The following is a 17029-nucleotide window of genomic DNA, read 5'->3' on the forward strand; positions in this document are numbered from 1 at the left end:
TTCAGCTGGGACGGTAGGGACTGACGACGACCTCGACCCGTTGGAGGTCCTTGACCTCGGAGTAGCCGGTGGAGGCCATGGCGCGTCTGAGGGCGCCGACGAAGTTCAAGGAGCCGTCGGCGCGGGTCGAGGGACCGTGGAGGATCTCGCGCAGGGTGCCGGTGGTGCCCACCTCGACCCGTTGGCCGCGCGGCATGTCCGGGTGGGTGGCCTCCGACCCCCAGTGCCACCCGCGGCCCGGGGCCTCTTCGGCGCGGGCAAGGGCTGCGCCGAGCATCACCGCGTCCGCGCCGCAGGCGATGGCGCGTGCGAGGTCTCCGGATCGGCCGATGCCGCCGTCGGCGATGACATGGACGTAGCGTCCGCCGGATTCGTCCATGTAGTCACGTCTGGCGGCGGCCACGTCCGCGATGGCGGTGGCCATGGGCGCGTGCACGCCCAGGGACTGGCGCGTGGAGTGTGCGGCCCCGCCTCCAAAACCCACGAGGATGCCGGCGGCCCCGGTGCGCATGAGGTGCAGTGCGGCGGTGGTCGTGGACACCCCTCCGACGATGACGGGCACGTCCAATTCGTAGATGAAGCGCTTGAGGTTGAGGGGTTCGGCTCGCGAGGACACGTGTTCGGCCGAGACCGTGGTGCCACGGATGACGAACAGGTCCACGCCCGCATCCACCACGTGCCGCCAGTACTTCTGGGTGCGTTGGGGAGAGAGTTTGCCCGCGACGACCACGCCGGCCTGTCGGATCTGGGCCAGGCGCGCGGTGATGAGCTCGGGTTTGATGGGTTCGGAGTACACGCGCTGGAGGAAGGGGATGGATTCCTCCCCTCCCAGGTGGGAGACCTCCTCCAGGAGAGGGGTCGGGTCCTCGTAACGGGTCCACAGGCCGTCCAGGTCCAGGACGCCGATGCCGCCGAGTTTGCCGAATTCGATGGCGGTGGCCGGGCTCATGACGGAGTCCATGGGGGCGGCCATGACGGGGATGTCGACGTGATGGGCGTCGATCTGCCAGCCGACGCTGACGTCTTCGGGGTCGCGCGTGCGTCGGGCGGGCACCAGGGCGATGTCGTCCAGCGTGTAGGCGCGGCGGCCTCTCTTGCCGCGCCCGATCTCCACTTCGTTGCTCACCCCCAGATCCTATCGACGCCACATGTGGGTGGGGTGCGCGACACTGGAGGCATGACGACGAATCCTTCCCCCATTTGGACCGACGTTCCCTGGCTGGGCTTCGACACCGAGACCACGGGTGTGGACGCCCACCAGGACCGCCTGGTCACCGCCGCCCTGGTCCTTCGCCGCGCAGGCGCCGCCCCCACGGGCCCCGACCTCGTTCGCACGTGGCTGGCGGACCCGGGGGTGCCCATCCCGGAGCGGGCCACCCGGGTCCACGGCATCTCCACCGAGTACGCCCGTGAACACGGGCGCCCGGTGGTGGCCGTCCTGGAGGAACTTGCCGTGACCCTGGTGGACCACTGGCGCCGCGGCTTCCCCGTGGTCGTCTTCAACGGCGCATACGACATCACCTTGGTGGAGTCGGAGTTGGCGCGCCACGGCCTGGCCACCCTCAGCGATCGTCTGGGCCACCAGCCGCGTCCCGTGGTGGACCCCCTGGTCCTGGACCGCAAGGTCGACCGCTGGCGCAAGGGCAAGCGCACGCTGACGGACATGGCGCCCGTCTACGGGGTCACCCCGGACCAGAACGCCCACACGGCGGAGGTCGACGTGGCGATGACCCTGGACGTGCTGGCGGGGATGCTCAAGGCGCATCCGCGTGAGCTCTCGGGGCTGACCTGCGAGGACCTGCACACCTTCCAAGAGCAGGCCCATGCCGCCTGGGCCGAGGACTTCGAGGCGTTCCTGCGCTCCAAGGGCAAGGACGAGGCCATCGCCCGCCAGTGGCCCCTGGCCTGAAGGCGGGCCCGGGGTGGACCCCGGGTCTGCTCAGTCCGGGAAGTTCTCGTCCTCGACCAGCTCCGCCCAGGTCTTTGAGGACCCGATGAGCTGGGCGAAGTCCTGGTTCTGCTCGGCAATGGCCATCTCGGTGGCCGGATTGCCCACCAGGTGCGCCAGGACGTCCGGGGCGGCGGTGATGGCGCCGATTCCGGCGCGCACCAGTTCCAGGACCTGCTCGGAATTCTTGAAGGAGGCCGCAAGGACGTCCGCCTGGATGCCCTGGGTGCGCAGCATCTTGTGCATGTCCTCGGCCACGCGCACGCCGGAGATGCCGAAGTTGTCCATGCGGTTGACGTAGGGGGCGATGTAACGGCACCCGGCCTTGGCCGCCATGAACCCCTGCATGGCGGAGTGGATGCCGGTGGCGGTGATGAGGAATCCGCGCTGCTTGAGCAGCGGCATCGCCGCATAACCCTGGCGCGTCACGGGCACCTTGACGAAGATCGCCTCACCGAGGACCTCCCGCAGGGCGGCGGCCTCCTTGACCATGTCTTCGGTGCGGGTGGACACCAGCTGGGCGTGCAGCTGGGAACCGTAGGGCAGGATCTCCTTGATGCGTTTGAGGGTCGCCAAGGGGTTGCCGCCGTGGCGGGCCAGGATCGTCGGATTCGTCGTCACCCCGTCCACCGGCAGGTAGGACAGGGTGTCCTCGATGGCGGCGGGGTCGGCATGGTCGATGAGGATGAGCATGGGATGGCGTCCTTCGTCAGTGCGTCCTCAGCGGACGCTTCCTGGACATTCTAGGAGATCCCTCACATCACCAGGAGCGACCATCGGGCCCTCACTTGGAGCCGGAGCTGTGGTAGTTCGGCGCTTCGGTGGTCATCTGGATGTCGTGCGGATGGGACTCGCGCAGACCCGCGGAGGTGATCCGCACGAAACGCCCCTTCTTCTTCAAGGTCGGGATGTCCGCAGCCCCCAGGTAGAACATCGTCTGGTGCAGCCCACCGATCAGCTGGTAGACGACGGCCGCCAAGGCGCCCGTGTAGGGCACCTGCCCTTCGATGCCCTCGGGGACGATCTTGTCGTCGCTGGACACGTCGGCCTGGAAGTAGCGGTCCTTCGAGTAGGAGGCGCGTCCGCGTGAGCTCATCGCCCCCAAGGAGCCCATGCCGCGGTAGCGCTTGAACTGTTTGCCGTTGGTGAAGACCAGTTCTCCCGGGGACTCCTCACAGCCGGCCAGCAGGGAGCCGAGCATGACGGTGTCGGCGCCGGCCACGAGCGCCTTGCCGATGTCGCCGGAGTACTGCAGGCCGCCGTCGGCGATGAGGGGCACCCCGGCCGGGATGCACGCCTTGGCGGCCAGGTGGATGGCGGTGATCTGCGGGACGCCGACACCGGCGACGACGCGGGTGGTGCAGATGGAGCCGGGTCCCACGCCGACCTTGACGGCGTCGACCCCGGCGTCGATGAGGGCCTGGGCCCCCTCGGTGGTGGCCACGTTCCCGCCGATGACCTCCACCCCGGCGAATGCGGGGTCGGACTTGATGCGGCGGATCATCTCCAGGGCGAGCCCGGCCCCTCCATTGGCGGTGTCGACCACCAGCACGTCCACACCCGCCTCGGCCAGGGCCGTGGCACGTTCCCACGTGTCACCCCAGTAGCCGACGGCCGCGCCGACGACCAGGCGTCCGCGTTCGTCCTTCGTGGCATTGGGGTACTGTTCGGTCTTGACGAAGTCCTTGACGGTGATGAGCCCGGTGAGGTGCCCCTCCTGGTCGACGATGGGCAGCTTCTCGACGCGGTGCCGGGCCAGGAGGGCCTTGGCGTCCTCGCGGGAGATACCCACGTGTCCGGTGACCAGGCGCTCGCGCGGGGTCATGCAGTCGCGCACGGCGCGTGTGCCCCACTCGTGCGTCGGGACGAAACGCAGGTCGCGGTTGGTGATGATGCCGACCAGGGCGCCGTCCTCGTCGACGACGGGCAGGCCGGAGACCCGGTAGTGGCCGCAGAGCCGGTCGAGTTCCTCGATGGTGGCGTCGGGGCCCACGGTCACGGGGTCCTCGACCATGCCGGACTCGCTTCTCTTGACCTGGCGGACCTGCTGGGCCTGGTCCTCGATGGACAGGTTGCGGTGCAGGATGCCGATGCCGCCTTGGCGGGCGACGGCGATTGCCATGCGCGCCTCGGTGACCGTGTCCATGGCTGCGGAGAGCAACGGGATCTTCAAGGAGATCTTCTTGGTCAGGCGCGCCATGGTGTCCACGCTGGAGGGCACCACATCGGTGAGTTCGGGCAGCAGGAGGACGTCGTCGTAGGTCAGACCGGTCAGACCGAAGGGGTCGGTCGCGAGAAGTTCACCCATGGGTCGATTCTAGGCGTGCGCCCCAGGGCGCCCCGACGCGGGCCTGAGGAATGGCGCAGCGGGGTGGCGCGTCTCACCGCCGGCGCCGGGCGCGCGCCTGTGCCCCGGCGACGCTTGCCGCCTCGGGCAGCCCGGGCAGCAGCAGCATCTGGGCCACGTGGTAGGCGTCGGGTTTGCCGCTCCACGTGGTGGTCCCGACCCGCCCCTGGGGGTCGAGTTCGTGGTGCCAACGTCCGGGGGCCTCGCGCAGGTGTCGGTCCGCCCACGCGAGCCACCTGGCGTAGCGGTTGGCGGTGGCCGACACCCAGTCCTCGTATCGGTCCCCCTGCTCTTCCAAGGTGCGGCCCAGGGTCAGGGCGGCGTTGACCGCTTCGCACAGGACCCAGTGCATGCGGGTGGCCACGACGGTGTGTCCGTCGAAGTCGGTGGTGTAGACGAATCCGCCGTTTCGTCGGTCCCATCCGTCGGTTGCGGCCCTCTCGACGAGGGCGGCCGCGGTGGGGATCGCCCAGTCGGGTTCGGGGTCGCCGATCTCGATGAGGGCGGTGCGGGCGCGCAGGACCAGGCTGGCCCATTCGAAGCCGTGGCCGGGGGTGGCCCCGTAGGGGCGGAAGGGGTGGGAGGGCTGGTCGATGTGGTGGTCGGCCATGACCTGCCAGTCAGGGGTGAAGTGTTCGGGCAGTCGCCACTCCCATTCCTGGCCGAGGTCCGCCACGAAGTGGAGGATGGCGCGCGCCCGGTCCAGCCACAGGCGCTCCCCTGTGGCGTCGAAGGCCGCCAAGTAGGCCTCGCAGGTGTGCATGTTGGCGTTGAGCCCCCGGTAGTTCTCGGTTGCGGTGTAGGCCCGGTCCCAGGACTCGCGCACCCTTCCCCACTGCGGCTCCCACCAGCGTTCCTCCTGGTCGGCCAGGGCGTCGTCGAGAAGGCGTCGCCCACCCTCGATCCCGGCCAGGGTGGCCGTGGAGGCGGCCAGGACGACGAAGGCGTGGGCGTAGGCCTCTTTGCGGCCTTCCCCCACGCACACTCCATGCCCCTCGCCGTCAAGACCGTGTTGGACGGCGGAGAACCAGCCCCCGTGGTCGAGGTCGCGCAGGACGCTGGTCAGGGCGTGGACTCCGTGGGTGGCGTACTGTACGACGTCCTTGTCGCCGCGCATGGCGGCCAGGGAGAAGACGTGGGTCATGCGGCAGGTGATCCACAATTCAACGGGTTTGGAGCGGTCGACGACCCCGTCCGCGTCGAGGTGTCCGAAGCCGCTTGGCCGCAGGGAGTTGCGGGCGAATCGGGTGAGTTCGTCGAACTCCGCCGCGAAGGAGGTCACGAGCGCGGGCTCCCGCCACGGTGTGTCCACTGGAGTCCTCCTGGAGTGCGTCGGGCCGTCGGGCCGCTGCGTCGTCGGAATGGATCCACGGTATCCCGAAATGGGGCGCCCAGGTGAATGGGATGAGGGCCGATCGACCTCAGGACAGGTCGACTCCCGCCACCGACAGGGTCTCCTCCAGGGCGGCCCCCAGGGTGCGCACCCGCTGGACCTTCGGGTCCAGGTAGGCGGGGGTGTTCGCGCCGACGAGGATGACGTCGAGGTCGTGCTCGTGGGCCAGCGCGTCGACGAGTTCCTCGCAGGTGGCTCCGCTGCCCATGAGCAGGCAGATGCGCACCGCGTGGCGTGCGAGGTGTCCTTTGACCCGGTCGCACCCGTCACGTCCGGCCCCCGAGCCCGTGGCGACGATCCGGGTGCACAGGCCCTGCCATTCGAGGGCGACGCCCAGGACGTGCGCGCCCAGGCAGTGGTCCTGGTCGGTCAGGACGAGGACTTCGGTGGGGGCGTCGGGGTCCGGGTGGGGCCCTTCGTCGGCGACCTCGCGCAGGACTTGCAGGCAGGCCACGGTCAGGGAGGCGGAAGGGGCGTGCCCGGGGTCCTCCCCCACGTCGGAGGAGCGGATGGCCTCGATGGCCGGTTCGATGAGGCGGGTCCATGTGCGCACCAGTCCGATCTCGGCGATCTCACGTCGGATGATGCGCACCAGGGTTTCGGGGGCGTCTTCGGTGGCGGCCCGCACGAGGTCGGAGGCGCGGGTGGGTCTGCGTCGACCGTCGGCCCCGCCTTTGTTGCGGGCGCTTTCCGCCAGGACGAGGGCGGCCGCGTCGCCCGTGGGGACTCCGGAGTGGACCAATTCGACCATGCGCGCCAGGCGTTCGACATCCTCGGGAAGGTAGCGCCTGTGGGCTCCGGCCTGCCGGTCACTGACCCCCAACCCGTAGCGGCGCTCCCAGGTGCGCAGGGTCGAGGGAGGGACCCCCAGACGCAGTGCCAGCGCCGCGACGCTCAGGGGCGCGTCCGTCTTTCCGATGGTCACGAAATGCGCTCTGGACACGTCTGACCTCACCTCCGCTGTCCGACTTCCGGGGAGTCCGGGACCGGGCACCCGTCCCATGAACAGGTCCGGGCACCTGCCTGTTCAGATCCTTGTTCATCCGATGCTTCCTCGCCACCCGAATGCTTGCGATTCCAAGTTCTGATACAGGTTTCAAGCGCTGCACACAGGCTCCACAGGGTTGTTCACATCTTGTTCACCTTGGGCACCCAAACAGATTCAGGAAACTCCCAGGAATCCTGTCCTACCTGAGAGTTCGCGGGGAATGCGGGGCGCGGCTTGAACAAGCCACGCACAATTTCATAGACTGACGCCGGTCGACACGGGGATGGTCCCCGGACCACCGACCGAGGATGGTGAGGAAGGCGATGACCGATGTCTCGCGACTGCCCGGCCCCATGGCTGAAGCATGGGAGTGGCAGTACGACGGAGCCTGCCGGGAACTCGACACCGAGATGTTCTTCCATCCCGAGGGCGAACGAGGCTCCACGCGCCGCAGGCGCGCCGCAGCGGCCAAGGCCGTGTGCGCGACCTGCCCGGTCCTGGACCAGTGCCGCGAATATGCACTGTCCTCACAGGAGCCCTACGGCATCTGGGGCGGCATGACCGAAGAGGAGCGTCGAGAGCTCACACGTTCGGGTGCGCGCCGCATCTCCTGACCCACCGGGGCCTTCAAGGCCCGCATCCGCCCGAACCGGGAACTTGACGACGCGCGGGGCGTCGCGCGGACACGCGCGACGCCCCGTAGTCGTGGAAGAATCTCGGTGCCACCTCGTGGCGGTGGGTGAAGGGCTTCCCACCCACCCCCAGAAACAGACAAGGCCAACCCACCGAACATGAGCCAGGACTCCTTCAACCTCTCCCACGCCCCTGTGACCCCCACTGCCCCACCGCCACGCAGTCCTGCCCGTCCGGGGGTTCCGAGGCCATTGGTCGCCCTGCTCCTCGTCGTCATCGCCGTGCAGGCGCTGGCCATCGCATGGCTGGCCACGAAGGACCGGCCCGTCACCGCCGACACTGCGCCCTCGTCCTCCCAGAGTGCGGGCACATCCTCCGCGGAGGCCCCCTCCTCCTCAGGCGCCTCCCGAGGCACCAAGGCCGCAGGCGGCGACGAGTACGCCCCCTCCTTCGCCGACCCGAAGGCCCTGGAACTCATCCACTCCCAGCAGCGCCGCGACCCGGCCGACGGACGGGCCAAGGGCAAGGCCGATGCACCCGTGGTCCTGGTCCTGTGGTCGGACTTCGCCTGCCCGTGGTGCACGAGGATCGCCCAGGACGTCGACCCCGCACTCAAGGACCTCGTCGACCAGGGCGTCCTGCGCGTGGAGTGGCGCGACCTGGCTCAGATCACCGAGACCTCCGCCCTGGCCGCCCAGGCGGGAGTGGCGGCCGCCGAACAGGGCAAGTTCTGGGAGTTCCACGACGCTGTCTACGCCGCCGCCCAGCCCGGCGCGCACCCGGAGTACACGATCGAGTCCTTGACCGAGTTCGCCCGCACCGCCGGCGTGCCCGACCTGGAGAAGTTCGCGGCGACCACGACCTCCCAGGAAAGCGTGTCGGCGGTCTCCAAAGCCAAGAGCGACGCCTACGCATTGGGCATCACCGGCACCCCCTTCATGTTCGTCGGTGATGCGGTCATCAGCGGATACCGTGACCCCGAGTACGTGCGTCGCACCGTCCTCGAACAGGCCAAGACCCTGGGCGCCAAGTGACGGGCAACCCCACACGATGACGACCATCTCACCCCTGGGGGCCCTGCTCGGCGGGGTCCTCACCCTTTTCGCCCCGTGCTCGGTGATGGTCCTGCCGACCTTCTTCGCCTATGCCTTCACCTCGCGCAGGACCTTGCTCACACGCACCGTGGTCTTCTGGGCGGGTCTGCTCACCACCCTGGTGCCCCTGGGAACCGCCATCGCTTCGCTCGGCCTGCTGTTGCGCCAGTGGAGCGGGGTGATCACATGGGTGGCGGCCCTGGTCGTCATCGCCCTGGGTGTGGCGCAGGTCTTCGCCGTCGAAGTGCCCCGCCCCCGCCTCCGAACCCGCGCGGTGGGCACCGCGGTGGCCGCCCCCACCGGGACGGGCCCGAAGGACGAGGGCGCCGCCAGCTCACTGTCCGTGTACCTGTTGGGACTGACCTACGGATTCGCGGGAGTCGGCTGTGCGGGTCCGATCCTCGGGGCCGTCCTGGCACTGGCGGGAATCGGAGGCTCCCCCTTGGCGGGAGCCGGCCTCATGGTCCTCTACGCCACCGGCATGGCCCTTCCCTTGGGGCTGCTCGCCCTGGTGTGGCACTGGCTGCGCCTGTCGGAGCGGCCGTGGATGCGCCCTCGCCCCTTGGAACTCCTCGGCAGGTGGACGACGTGGACGAATGTCGTCTCGGGCACCCTCTTCATCCTTCTGGGCATTGCACTGGTCGTCTTCGGCGCCCACAATCCTCTGGGCGCCCTGGTCGACCAGAGCGTGTTGGCGGCATGGGAGTCGGACATCCTCACCGCCACCGCCGCGATTCCCTGGTGGGTGCTGCTGGGGGCGGCAGGTCTGCTGGCGGGCGCCCTCGCCCTCGTGTGGCCGCGACGGAAGGACGGAGAGTGACCGGGCGAGCGCTTCGACGGTGGGGGCCGGAGCCGAATTCGGGCGGCTGAGATGCACCGGCCCACATGCGACAGGGCCCGTCCACCGCTCGGGTGGACGGGCCCTGCTCCGTCAGTGCGTCAGCGCTCGACGACGGCCAGCACGTCGCGGGCCGAGAGGATGATGAGCTCGTCGCCGTCGTACTTGACCTCGGTGCCGCCGTAACGGCTGTAGATGACGTGGTCACCCACGGCCACGTCCATGGGGACGCGGTTGCCGTTGTCGTCGACGCGGCCGGGGCCCACGGCGATGACCTCGCCCTCCTGCGGCTTCTCCTTGGCGTTGTCGGGCAGGTACAGACCGGAGGCAGTGGTGCGCTCCGCCTCGACCTGGCGGATGACGATGCGGTCCTCGAGGGGCTTGATGGTGATCGACACTGTCGAACTCCTTTGCATGAAGGTTCGGGTCCTCTCGTCCCTGCCTGCCGTCGCGGGGGTCAGGCGCAGGACGCGGTGGCGGCCTCGGCCGCGCTCCATCGCCAAGCTTAGAACCACGCTGGCACTCGGGCAAGCCGAGTGCCAGCGTGGAGCGGGCGTGTCAGAATCAGGGCATGACCTCCGCCCTCGCGCCCCTGTTCTCCTCCCCCGGATGGGAACTCCTCCAGGCCTGGGAGAAACGCCCCGAGCGTCGCAGCACCAACCCCCTTGCCCTGGCGGATGCGCTGCGCAGCACGGGCCTTGCCCCACAGGTGGCCTCCGCCGTCAGCGCCCAGTTGGCCCTGCGAGATGCCGCCGAGGCGAAGTTCGGCCCCCTGGCGCGCCGCATGTTCTTCACCCGTGACACCCTGGAGCAGGCCAGCCGCCTGGCCGTCGCCGTGCGTCACGCCCAACGTCTGCGCAGGGCCGGCACGACCTTCCTGGCGGACCTGGGCTGCGGGCTCGGCACCGAGTCCCTGGCCGCAGGCGGGCTCGGCATGCGGGTCCTCGCCGTCGACATAGACGAGGACGCCGCCGCTGCGGCCGCCGCCAACCTTCGCGACCTGCCCGACGCCGAGGTCATGCGCGGCGACGTCCTCGACCTCGACATCCAGGACCTCGCCGGGCGCGGGGTCGACGCCCTCTTCGCCGACCCGGCCCGGCGAACCGGCTCGGCCCGCGGCGGCGCCCGCATCAACGACCCGCAGCAGTGGGCCCCTCCCCTGTCCACCGTCCTGTCCTGGGCCGAGGCCGTCCCCGCCCTCGGCGTCAAGGTGGCGCCCGGCATCGGCCACCACGCGATCCGCGCCGACCTGCACGCCCAGTGGACCAGCGTCGACGGCGACCTCGTCGAGGCCGCCCTGTGGACGCCGCCGCTGGCGCCCGAGGGCCCCGGCCGCTCCGCCCAGGTCATCCGCGACACGGTGGCGCATGTCATCGTCGATCCCACCTGCACCTCCCCGCAGGCTCCCGTGCGCCCGGCGCCGTCCGGGCAGGTCGGCGCGTTCCTTGCCGAACCCGACGACGCCGTCATCCGGGCGGGGCTGCTCGCCCTGCTGTGCGAGGACCTCGGCGCGCATCTGGTCGACCCGAGGATCGCCTACCTCACGGGTGAGGACTTGGCTCTCGGCCCCTTCGCCGACGTCTTCGAGGTGATCGACGTCGTGCCGCTGCGCACCAAGGTGATCGGCGCAACCCTGAGAACCCTGGACGTGGGCCACCTGGAGGTCAAGAAGCGCGGCGCGGACATCGACCCGGCCGCCCTTCGCGCCGGCCTTCGGAAGTACCTGGATGCCGACTCGCCCGTGGGCGCCGTGGTCCTGGCGACACGCATCCAGGGGTCCCACCGGGCGGTCGTCGCACGGCGCGTCCAGGACGTGGACTGAGCGGGGCCTGCGGCCTCCAAGGGTGGCGGCGCTGCGCCAGCCGCGTCATCATTGGAACGGCTGGTCGAATCCACGCCAGCCTGTGTCCAGGAAGGGAGGCGTGCACGTGACCCTCACCTTCACGCCGTCACCACGCTCGACGATCGGCATCGAATGGGAACTCCAGCTGGTCGACAAGGACTCCAACGACCTGCGGCAGGCCGCTGACGCGGTCATCGACAAGGCAGTCGTGGACGGGCGGCGTCATCCGCATGTGCACCGCGAGATGCTGCTCAACACCGTTGAAGTGGTCTCCGGCGCACACCGGAGCGTCGCCGAGTGCATGGCGGACATCCGCCGCACGGTGGCGTTCCTGCGGCCGTTGACCGACGAATTGCGCATCGACCTGGTGGGAGCCGGCACCCACCCCTTCGCCACGCCGGGCCACCAGCGGGTGACGAACACCCGACGCTATGCACAACTGGTCGAACGCACCCAGTACTGGGGTCGGCAGATGCTCCTGTACGGGGTCCACGTGCACGTGGGAGTCGAGGAACGCGACAAGGTCCTGCCCATCCAGGCGACCCTTGCGTGCTGGATCGGTCACTTGCAGGCGATCTCGGCCTCCTCGCCCGTGTGGGCGGGTGAGGACACGGGGTACGCGTCGAACCGGGCGATGGTCTTCCAGCAGCTGCCCACCGCTGGAATCCCCAGGCGTTTCACCCGCTGGGAGGACCTGGAGTCCTATGTGCAGGACATGGTGCGCACCGGGGTGGTGGCCGGATTCGACGAGATCCGCTGGGACGTGCGGCCCTCGCCGAAGCTCGGCACCGTGGAGAACCGGGTCTTCGACGGCGCGTCGAACGCCCTGGAGGTCGCGGCCTTCGCGGCGCTCACCCACTGCATGGTCGAACTGTGTTCACGCCGCCTGGACCGCGGTGAGGAGTTGCCGTGGTTGCCGGACTGGTTCGTCGCCGAGAACAAGTGGCGCAGTGCACGCTACGGGCTGGACGCCCGACTCATCGTCGACCGGGACGGCCGCCAGGAGAATGCGCGTGAGGGCCTGGCGCGCCTGTTGGAGATCCTCTGCCCCATTGCCGAGGACCTGGGCTGCAGCCAGGAGCTGGCGGGTGTGGAGGAGATCCTGCGCGTGGGGGCCGCCTATGAGCGCCAGCGTGCGGTGGCCGCGGCCTCGCAAGGTCATCCCCTGGATGACGTCGTCGAGTTCTTGCGCTCGGAGATGAGGGCGGACCGCCCCTTGGAGCCGGCGGAGTTCCTGCGCGCGCCCCGTGGGGGCACGGCCACCCGCGAGGATCCCCACGCGAACTCCCGAGGGGCCTCCCGCCTGTGAAGGCACCCACCCTCTCCGATCCGTGAGATTCGTCCGTCAGCGCGCGGGCGCCCCACCCACCATGGAGGTTTGGGTCAGCGGCATTGCGGAGTCCGGGGAGAAGTCCCAGTCCGAGGGCGCAACCCCCGCACGGACAAGGGCCGCGCCCATGGCGGCGATCTGCGCCCCGTTGTCGGTGCAAAAGCGCAGCGGAGGGATGCGCACCCGGACGCCGGCGGCTTCGGCGCGCTCGGCGAGCAGCTCCCGCAGCCGCGAATTCGCGCTGAATCCCCCGCCCACGACGATCACGCCCGCACCCGAGTCGATGGCGGCCTGGACGGCCTTGGCGGTCAGTGAATCGTTGACGGCCTCGGAAAAACCTGCGCACACGTCGCGGGCGTCGATCTGCTCGCCGCGTTCCTCAGCGCCTTCGACGTAGCGGGCCACCGCCGTCTTCAGCCCGGAGAAGCTGAAGTCGTGACGGTGGCGTTCCTTGTCCTTGCCCGCGGCCAGACCCCTGGGGAAACGCACGGCCTCACGCGAACCCTCGCGGGCAAGCCGGTCCACGTGCGGGCCGCCCGGGTAGGGCAGGCCCAGCAGGCGCCCTACCTTGTCGAAGGCCTCACCCGCCGCGTCATCCAGGGTTCCTCCCAATTCGCGCACGTCGGTGGCGATGTCGCGGATCTCCAGCAGATTCGAGTGCCCGCCCGAGACGACCAGGCCGATGAAGTGCTCGGGCAGCGGCCCGTGGGCAAGGGTGTCGACGGCCAGGTGGCCGATGACGTGGTTGACGCCGTACAGGGGCCTGCCAAGGGTCGAGGCAAGGGTCTTGGCCGCGCAGATGCCCACGGTGAGGGATCCGACCAGCCCCGGGCCCGCGGCCACGGCGATGGCGTCGACCTGCTCCAAGGTGACGCCGGCCTCGTCCAGGGCGCAGGACAGGGTGGGCAGGAAGGACTCCAGGTGGGCGCGCGAGGCGATCTCGGGGATGATGCCGCCGTAGCGGGAGTGTTCGTCCATCGAGGTCGCGGTGCGGTCGGCCAGCAGGGCGCATCCGCGTACGAGGGCGACGCCGGTTTCGTCGCAGGTCGATTCGATGCCGAGTACGAGAGCGTCAGTCACGGGCTCAAGTGTAGGGCCCGCCTCGGGCGCGGCCCCGGCCGCCGCCGGGCGCCTCCCGCAGGGGCGACTCACATGGGGGAACCGCAGGAGGAGCAAAAGCGCGCGTCCTCGGTCTCCAGGTAGGAGCACCTGGGGCAGCGCACCCGGATCTGCGGTTGGGCGGCCCCCATGTGTGCGGCCATGTCTCGGATGATCGGCATCTCCTCGAGTTTGTCCTGCTCCTGAGCGCCTTCGGAACGCTTCCACGGTTCGGCGTCACGAGCCTCGCCCTGGGGAGACAGGATGATGCCCGACCCCGCCAGTCCCTTCTTGCCGACCCCTCGCACCCACTGGCCCAGCGAGATGAGCAGGATCCCGATGAACGCCAGGGGGAACATGGTGAAGGGAGTCCTGATCCCGTCCTCGGGGAAGAACCCGTGGCTGGTCGCCGCCGACTGGAGGGCGTGGAAGAAGCCGAAGAAGGACACGAAGACGGACAGGAACATGAGGACGCCGACCGCCTGGATGACGGCCCCACCGTAGTAGGCGACCTTGCGCCAGGGCTCCACGTCATAGCGACGGGGGTCGTTCCTCTCGTAGGGGGAAGAGGGGTGCGGCGTCTGGCTGCTCATGTGGCCTCCTTGGTGTGAATCCTTGACCACCATACGTCCGTCCCGGCACGAGGGCGCGCGCGGGCAGGGGCCATGGGGTCGGGGCGGGCCCTGCCGCCCTCGTCCCGCTCCGAAAGACAGGAGTGCGGCCATGGACGCCGGCGCCCCGGCCGAGCGAAGTCGACCGGGGCGCCGCGCGAGCGTCGAAGCGGCTCACACGCCCATGAAGGCGGCCTTGCCGAGTTGACGGTTCAGGGTGGAGATCACGTCCAGGGGGATCTCCTTGGGGCACACGGCCGCGCACTCACCGATGTTCGTGCAGGAACCGAAGCCTTCCTCGTCCAGCTGGTTGAGCATGGCGACGACGCGCCTGAGGTTTTCCGGCTTGCCCTGTGGCAGCAACTGCAGGTGCGTGACCTTTGCCGAGGTGAAGAGCATTGCCGAGGCGTTCGGGCACGCCGCCACACAGGCGCCGCAGCCGATGCAGGCCGCCGCCTCGAAGGCGCGGTCCGCGTCACCCTTGGGCACCGGGGTTGCGTGGGCGTCCGGCGCTGCACCCGTGTTCACCGAGATGTAGCCGCCGGCCTGGATGATCCGGTCCAGGGCGGAACGGTTGACCACCAGGTCCTTGATGATCGGGAAGGCCTGTGCGCGCCACGGCTCGATGGTGATGACGTCCCCGTCGTTGAAGGTGCGCATGTGCAGCTGGCAGGTGGTGGTGACCTCCGGGCCGTGGGCGACACCGTTGATGACGATGCCGCACTGGCCACAGATGCCTTCACGGCAGTCCGAGTCGAAGGCGATGGGCTCCTCACCGCGGGCAAAGAGCTCCTCGTTCAACACGTCGAGCATCTCGAGGAAGGAGGACTCCTCGGAAATGCCGCGGATCTGGTATTCGTGCATGGCGCCGGGGTCCTGGGGACCGCTCTGACGCCAGATCTTCAGTGTCAGGTTCACTTGTAGCTCCGCTGCTTCAGCTCGATGTTGTTGTAGACCAGTTCTTCCTTGTGCAGGATCGGGGGCTGACCTTCACCGGTCCACTCCCAGGCCGACACGAAGAGGAACCTGTCGTCGTGGCGCAGGGCCTCGCCCTCCTCGGTCTGCGACTCGGCACGGAAGTGCCCACCGCAGGACTCCTCGCGCACCAGGGCGTCGATGCACATGAGTTCGCCCAGTTCCATGAAGTCGGCCACACGGCCGGCCTTCTCCAGGGACTGGTTGAGCTCGCCGATCGACTTGCCGGGGACCCGCACATTGGCCCAGAACTCGGCGCGCAGCTCACGGATGAGTCCGATCGCCTTCTTCAGGCCCTCGGCCGTGCGCTCCATGCCGCAGTACTCCCACATGATGGAGCCGAGCTCCTTGTGGAAGCTGTCGACGGAACGGTTGCCACCGACCGCCATGAGGCGGTCGATGCGGGCCTGTGCTTCTTCCAGGGCAGCCACGACGTCCGGAGAGGACTCGTCCAGCTTGGGCAGGTTGAAGCACTTTGCCAAGTAGTCGTTGATCGTGTTGGGCAGGACGAAGTAGCCGTCCGACAGGCCCTGCATGAGGGCCGACGCACCCAGACGGTTGGCCCCGTGGTCGGAGAAGTTCGCCTCGCCGGCCACGTACAGGCCCGGAAGGTTGGACTCCAGGTCGTAGTCGACCCACAGGCCACCCATCGTGTAGTGCACGGCCGGGTAGATGCGCATCGGGGTCTCGTAGGGGTTGTCGCCCGTGATGCGCTCGTACATGTCGAAGAGGTTGCCGTACTTGGCGGAGACGGCGGCCCGCCCCATGCGCTGGATCGCGTCGGCGAAGTCGAGGTAGACGCCGCGGGCGACTCCGTCGATCTTCGGCCCCACACCGCGGCCCTCGTCGCACATGTTCTTCGCCTGACGCGAGGCGATGTCACGCGGCACGAGATTGCCGAAGGACGGGTAGATGCGCTCCAGGTAGTAGTCGCGGTCCTCCTCGGGGATGTCGCGCGGGTCCTTCTCGCAGTCCTCGGCCCTCTTGGGCACCCAGATGCGACCGTCGTTGCGCAGCGACTCGGACATGAGCGTGAGCTTGGACTGCTGGTCGCCGTGCTGGGGGATGCAGGTCGGGTGGATCTGCGTGAAGCAGGGGTTGCCGAACCACGCGCCCTTGCGGTGGGCGCGCCAGATGGCGGTGGCATTGCAGCCCATGGCGTTGGTGGACAGGAAGAAGACGTTGCCGTAGCCGCCGGTGGCCAGGACGACCGCGTCTGCCACGAAGGTCTGCAGTTCACCGGTGGTCATGTCGCGGGCGATGATGCCGCGGGCGCGACCCTCGGAGACGATGATCTCGACCATCTCGTGACGCGGGTGCTCGGTGACGGTGCCGGCCGCGACCTGCCGCTCCAGCGCCTGGTAGGCGCCGATGAGCAGCTGCTGGCCGGTCTGGCCGCGAGCGTAGAAGGTGCGCGAGACCTGCACGCCACCGAAGGAGCGGTTGTCGAGCAGGCCGCCGTACTCGCGGGCGAAGGGGACGCCCTGGGCGACGCACTGGTCGATGATGGCGGCGCTGACCTCGGCCAGACGGTAGACGTTGGTTTCGCGGGCGCGGTAGTCGCCGCCCTTGACCGTGTCGTAGAAGAGTCGGTGGACCGAGTCGTTGTCGTTGCGGTAGTTCTTGGCCGCGTTGATGCCACCCTGCGCGGCGATGGAGTGCGCGCGGCGGGCGGAGTCCTGGTAGAAGAAGGCGTCGACGTTGTAGCCCATCTCGCCCAGCGAGGCGGCGGCGGCGCCACCGGCAAGGCCGGTGCCCACGATGATGACGCGGAGCTTGCGGCGGTTGGCGGGGTTGACCAGGGCGGCGCGGAACTTGCGGGCCTCCCAGCACTCCGACAGGGGCACGTCCATGGGGGCCTTGGTGTCGAGGGCGGGCTCGCCCTCGGTGTACAGATCCTTGTTCAGGTTGTCAGTCATGTGCGTTCAGCC

At 69.2% G+C, this 17029-nt stretch carries 16 protein-coding genes; 6 read left to right on the forward strand and 10 right to left on the reverse strand.

The genetic code is table 11. The features are described from left to right. Position 1: 1 nt before the first annotated feature. Positions 2-1126, reverse strand: a complete 1125-nt coding sequence (locus I6B53_RS08855) for a GuaB3 family IMP dehydrogenase-related protein (protein ID WP_216763878.1) — start codon at positions 1124-1126, stop codon at positions 2-4. Positions 1127-1177: 51 nt separating this feature from the next. On the opposite strand from I6B53_RS08855, the gene I6B53_RS08860 reads away from it, so the two are divergent. Continuing rightward, entirely contained in the window at positions 1178-1909 is a 732-nt protein-coding gene (locus I6B53_RS08860; RefSeq protein WP_216763879.1) for an exonuclease domain-containing protein, read from the forward strand. 30 nt (positions 1910-1939) lie between these two features. On the opposite strand, the gene I6B53_RS08865 is transcribed toward I6B53_RS08860, so the two are convergent. The 4 genes from I6B53_RS08865 to I6B53_RS08880 all read right to left on the reverse strand — a co-directional run bounded on the left by I6B53_RS08865 (position 1940) and on the right by I6B53_RS08880 (position 6631). Then, positions 1940-2641, reverse strand: a complete 702-nt coding sequence (locus I6B53_RS08865; RefSeq protein WP_216763880.1) for a transaldolase family protein — start codon at positions 2639-2641, stop codon at positions 1940-1942. A 91-nt stretch (positions 2642-2732) separates the two neighbouring features. Then, on the reverse strand, positions 2733-4256 hold the full coding sequence (guaB, locus tag I6B53_RS08870; protein WP_216763881.1) for an IMP dehydrogenase: 1524 nt from the start codon (positions 4254-4256) through the stop codon (positions 2733-2735). Positions 4257-4329: 73 nt separating this feature from the next. Beyond that, on the reverse strand, positions 4330-5607 hold the full coding sequence (locus tag I6B53_RS08875) for an AGE family epimerase/isomerase (RefSeq protein WP_253953844.1): 1278 nt from the start codon (positions 5605-5607) through the stop codon (positions 4330-4332). A 109-nt stretch (positions 5608-5716) separates the two neighbouring features. Then, positions 5717-6631: a MerR family transcriptional regulator gene (locus I6B53_RS08880; protein WP_216763882.1), complete on the reverse strand. Its 915-nt coding sequence runs from the start codon at positions 6629-6631 to the stop codon at positions 5717-5719. A gap of 368 nt (positions 6632-6999) precedes the next feature. Between I6B53_RS08880 and I6B53_RS08885 the strand changes: the two genes are divergently transcribed. The 3 genes from I6B53_RS08885 to I6B53_RS08895 all read left to right on the forward strand — a co-directional run bounded on the left by I6B53_RS08885 (position 7000) and on the right by I6B53_RS08895 (position 9223). After that, positions 7000-7290 (forward strand): WhiB family transcriptional regulator, encoded by a 291-nt coding sequence (locus tag I6B53_RS08885; protein ID WP_216763883.1) that lies wholly within the window; start codon positions 7000-7002, stop codon positions 7288-7290. 177 nt (positions 7291-7467) lie between these two features. Next, entirely contained in the window at positions 7468-8343 is an 876-nt protein-coding gene (locus I6B53_RS08890) for a thioredoxin domain-containing protein (protein WP_216763884.1), read from the forward strand. Positions 8344-8359: 16 nt separating this feature from the next. Beyond that, the gene (locus I6B53_RS08895) at positions 8360-9223 is read left to right on the forward strand and encodes a cytochrome c biogenesis CcdA family protein (protein ID WP_216763885.1); all 864 of its coding nucleotides are present in this window, start codon (positions 8360-8362) and stop codon (positions 9221-9223) included. 119 nt (positions 9224-9342) lie between these two features. Here I6B53_RS08895 and groES read toward each other — a convergent pair whose 3' ends face one another. Next, positions 9343-9657: a co-chaperone GroES gene (gene groES / locus I6B53_RS08900; RefSeq protein WP_301554143.1), complete on the reverse strand. Its 315-nt coding sequence runs from the start codon at positions 9655-9657 to the stop codon at positions 9343-9345. A gap of 155 nt (positions 9658-9812) precedes the next feature. Here groES and I6B53_RS08905 point away from each other — a divergent pair, with 155 nt between their 5' ends. Both I6B53_RS08905 and I6B53_RS08910 read left to right on the forward strand, forming a co-directional pair. Next, positions 9813-11063, forward strand: coding sequence for a methyltransferase domain-containing protein (locus I6B53_RS08905; RefSeq protein WP_216763887.1), 1251 nt, complete (start codon positions 9813-9815; stop codon positions 11061-11063). Positions 11064-11169: 106 nt separating this feature from the next. Further along, positions 11170-12393, forward strand: coding sequence for a glutamate--cysteine ligase (locus tag I6B53_RS08910; protein WP_253953845.1), 1224 nt, complete (start codon positions 11170-11172; stop codon positions 12391-12393). Between the two features lie 36 nt (positions 12394-12429). On the opposite strand, the gene tsaD is transcribed toward I6B53_RS08910, so the two are convergent. From tsaD to I6B53_RS08930, 4 genes are all read right to left on the reverse strand, one after another. Continuing rightward, complete coding sequence (tsaD, locus tag I6B53_RS08915) at positions 12430-13494, reverse strand: tRNA (adenosine(37)-N6)-threonylcarbamoyltransferase complex transferase subunit TsaD (RefSeq protein ID WP_216763889.1); 1065 nt, start codon at positions 13492-13494, stop codon at positions 12430-12432. Positions 13495-13562: 68 nt separating this feature from the next. Then, positions 13563-14105, reverse strand: a complete 543-nt coding sequence (locus I6B53_RS08920; RefSeq protein ID WP_216763890.1) for a zinc ribbon domain-containing protein — start codon at positions 14103-14105, stop codon at positions 13563-13565. Positions 14106-14297: 192 nt separating this feature from the next. Further along, on the reverse strand, positions 14298-15041 hold the full coding sequence (locus I6B53_RS08925; RefSeq protein WP_216763891.1) for a succinate dehydrogenase/fumarate reductase iron-sulfur subunit: 744 nt from the start codon (positions 15039-15041) through the stop codon (positions 14298-14300). Further along, entirely contained in the window at positions 15038-17017 is a 1980-nt protein-coding gene (locus I6B53_RS08930) for a fumarate reductase/succinate dehydrogenase flavoprotein subunit (RefSeq protein ID WP_216763892.1), read from the reverse strand. Before I6B53_RS08930 ends, I6B53_RS08925 begins: the two co-directional genes overlap by 4 nt. Between the last annotated feature and the right edge of the window lie 12 nt (positions 17018-17029).

The organism is Schaalia sp. 19OD2882 (genome assembly GCF_018986735.1).
Classification (GTDB): domain Bacteria; phylum Actinomycetota; class Actinomycetes; order Actinomycetales; family Actinomycetaceae; genus Pauljensenia.

Coding starts and splice junctions, on each gene's coding strand:
- I6B53_RS08885 (WP_216763883.1), top strand. CDS start 7,000: ATGACCGATGTCTCGCGACTGCCCGGCCCCATGGCTGAAGCATGGGAG.
- I6B53_RS08905 (WP_216763887.1), top strand. CDS start 9,813: ATGACCTCCGCCCTCGCGCCCCTGTTCTCCTCCCCCGGATGGGAACTC.
- guaB (WP_216763881.1), bottom strand. CDS start 4,256: ATGGGTGAACTTCTCGCGACCGACCCCTTCGGTCTGACCGGTCTGACC.
- I6B53_RS08865 (WP_216763880.1), bottom strand. CDS start 2,641: ATGCTCATCCTCATCGACCATGCCGACCCCGCCGCCATCGAGGACACC.
- I6B53_RS08920 (WP_216763890.1), bottom strand. CDS start 14,105: ATGAGCAGCCAGACGCCGCACCCCTCTTCCCCCTACGAGAGGAACGAC.
- groES (WP_301554143.1), bottom strand. CDS start 9,657: ATGCAAAGGAGTTCGACAGTGTCGATCACCATCAAGCCCCTCGAGGAC.
- I6B53_RS08895 (WP_216763885.1), top strand. CDS start 8,360: ATGACGACCATCTCACCCCTGGGGGCCCTGCTCGGCGGGGTCCTCACC.
- I6B53_RS08890 (WP_216763884.1), top strand. CDS start 7,468: ATGAGCCAGGACTCCTTCAACCTCTCCCACGCCCCTGTGACCCCCACT.
- I6B53_RS08860 (WP_216763879.1), top strand. CDS start 1,178: ATGACGACGAATCCTTCCCCCATTTGGACCGACGTTCCCTGGCTGGGC.
- I6B53_RS08930 (WP_216763892.1), bottom strand. CDS start 17,017: ATGACTGACAACCTGAACAAGGATCTGTACACCGAGGGCGAGCCCGCC.